Source organism: Nostoc sp. CHAB 5836 (genome assembly GCF_020829445.1).
Lineage (GTDB): Bacteria > Cyanobacteriota > Cyanobacteriia > Cyanobacteriales > Nostocaceae > Nostoc.
The window spans coordinates 1-2840 of record NZ_JAIVFV010000353.1; the positions used below are offsets into that span (position 1 = coordinate 1).

2 tRNA genes and 2 rRNA genes are annotated in these 2840 nt (G+C 54.8%); all 4 read left to right on the forward strand.

Annotated features, from left to right (window positions below):
• A 16S ribosomal RNA gene (locus LC605_RS32280) occupies nucleotides 1-673 on the forward strand; the annotation flags it as partial.
• A gap of 190 nt (nucleotides 674-863) precedes the next feature.
• A tRNA-Ile gene (locus tag LC605_RS32285) sits at nucleotides 864-940 on the forward strand.
• A 26-nt stretch (nucleotides 941-966) separates the two neighbouring features.
• Nucleotides 967-1042 (forward strand) — tRNA-Ala (locus LC605_RS32290).
• A 424-nt stretch (nucleotides 1043-1466) separates the two neighbouring features.
• Nucleotides 1467-2840: ribosomal RNA gene (locus LC605_RS32295) — 23S ribosomal RNA — on the forward strand; the annotation flags it as partial.

Genomic DNA, 2840 nt, shown 5'->3' on the forward strand with positions numbered 1-2840 from the left:
GTTATCCGCCTGGGGAGTACGGTCGCAAGATTAAAACTCAAAGGAATTGACGGGGGCCTGCACAAGCGGTGGAGCATGTGGTTTAATTCGAAGCAACGCGCAGAACCTTACCAGCGTTTGACATGGTGGCTATGGTTTCCAGAGATGGATTCCTTCAGTTCGGCTGGGTCACACACAGGTGCTGCATGGCTGTCGTCAGCTCGTGTCGTGAGATGTTGGGTTAAGTCCCGCAACGAGCGCAACCCTCATCCCTAGTTGCCAGCATTCAGTTGGGCACTCTAGAGAAACTGCCGGTGATAAGCCGGAGGAAGGTGGGGATGACGTCAAGTCCTCATGGCCCTTACGCGCTGGGCTACACACGTGCTACAATGGCGGTGACAGTGGGCAGCTAACGGGCAACCGTATGCTAATCTCCAAAAGCCGTCTCAGTTCGGATTGTTCTCTGCAACTCGAGAGCATGAAGGCGGAATCGCTAGTAATCGCGGATCAGCATGCCGCGGTGAATACGTTCCCAGGCCTTGTACACACCGCCCGTCACACCATGGGAGTTGGTTTCACCCGAAGGCAGTGCTCTAACCCGCAAGGGAGGAAGCTGACCACGGTGGGATCAGCGACTGGGGTGAAGTCGTAACAAGGTAGCCGTAGGGGAACCTGCGGCTGGATCACCTCCTTTCTAAGGATTTGGCCGAAAGCGTCCCGTGCTCGACACGGGAAAGAGCTTCGTCCGCTCCAAAGAACATTGCCGCCGTCCTCATGTCCCTTCATTCTGGAACACACCCTAGGGGGTTACCCCCGCGGGCTGTGCACCCGAGCTGGCCCTTCGCGCCCGAACACGGCTTTTGCCAGTTCGGATGTGAAAGCGGGGGCCGGTAGCTCAGGTGGTTAGAGCGCACGCCTGATAAGCGTGAGGTCGTAGGTTCAACTCCTACTCGGCCCACCATTTTTCCGCACTTTGCGACTTGGTTGGGGGCCTTAGCTCAGCTGGGAGAGCACCTGCTTTGCAAGCAGGGGGTCATCGGTTCGATCCCGATAGGCTCCACCAGTCGCAACATTGGCTCTTGCGAACCGATGAACTTCTATGTGGCGCTGCGTGGCAGCGCGGGGGTTCGATCCCGATAGGCTCCACCAATTCTTCGGTTAACAGCGGCCATCCGGGGGATGGACGCCCGAAGAATTCCCAAGCGCAAGCGCGGGAGTGGTCGTAATTCTAACCATCGTTCCAGATATGAAGACAAACAGTTTCTGCTGCTTGCAGCGGGATTTGCAGATGCCACGGCATCTGCGCAGCACTTTGACATTGTGAATGGGTTTTTCAATCGATGCCGCGACGGCGCGATTCTGGCTGGCTTTGGCCAGCAAAGATCGGGTCGGCGCATTAACAAGGCTGAGAAAGAAATCATCCGCATCATGGCGACACAGACTGAGGTTCCTTGCGAACTTTCAGGATGGTCGTTGGTGGTGTGGACTCTCAAGCGTGAGGTAAGGGCATTTGGTGGATGCCTTGGCATGCAGAGGCGATGAAGGACGTGGCACGCTGCGATAAGCGTCGGTGAGCTGTGAGCAAGCTTTGACCCGACGATTTCCGAATGGGGGAACCCACCCTCACCATTTAATCCTTGCCCCGGTGCAAACCGGGGTCCCGGTTAAATGGGGAGGGTATCACCGATCTGAATACATAGGATTGGTGAAGCGAACCCGGGGAACTGAAACATCTCAGTACCCGGAGGAAAGGACATCAACAGAGACTCCGTTAGTAGTGGCGAGCGAACGCGGACCAGGCCAGTGCCTGATATTCAACTAGCAGAACAGTCTGGAAAGGCTGACCATAGCGGGTGACAGTCCCGTATGCGAAAGTGATGTATCAGGACTTGAGTAGGGCGGGGCACGTGAAACCCTGTCTGAACGTAGGGGGACCACCCTCTAAGCCTAAGTACTCCTGCATGACCGATAGTGAACTAGTACCGTGAGGGAAAGGTGAAAAGCACCCCGATGAGGGGAGTGAAACAGTACCTGAAACCGAATGCCTACAAGCAGTTGGAGCCCCCTTGAGGGGTGACAGCGTACCTCTTGCATAATGGGTCAGTGACTTAGTGTATCAAGCAAGCTTAAGCCGTTAGGTGTAGGCGCAGCGAAAGCGAGTCTGAATAGGGCGAATGAGTTTGATGCATTAGACCCGAAACCCGGTGATCTAGCCATGACCAGGCTGAAGGTGGGGTAACACCCACTGGAGGGCCGAACCGTTCAATGTTGAAAAATTGTCGGATGAGTTGTGGTTAGGGGTGAAAGGCCAATCAAACCGGGAAATAGCTGGTTCTCCGCGAAATCTATTGAGGTAGAGCGTCGGATGAATTCCTTGGGGGGTAGAGCACTGGATGGATGCGGGGGTCGCGAGATCTACCAATTCTAACCAAACTCCGAATACCCAAGAGAAATATCCGGCAGACAGACGGCGGGTGCTAAGGTCCGTCGTCAAAAGGGAAACAGCCCTGACCTACAGCTAAGGTCCCCAAATCGTATCTAAGTGGTAAAGCATGTGGGAATCCCAAAACAACCAGGATGTTGGCTTAGAAGCAGCCATCATTTAAAGAAAGCGTAACAGCTCACTGGTCTAAATAAGGGTTCCTGCGGCGAAAATGTAACGGGGCTCAAGATACGTACCGAAGCTTAGGGTGTGTAGTAATACACGCGGTAGCGGAGCGTTCCGTAGGCCGATGAAGCGGGAGGGTAACCGACCGTGGAGGTATCGGAAGTGCGAATGCTGACATGAGTAGCGATAAACAGGGTGAGATGCCCTGTCGCCGAAATCCCAAGGGTTCCTGCTTAAAGCTAATCTGAGCAGG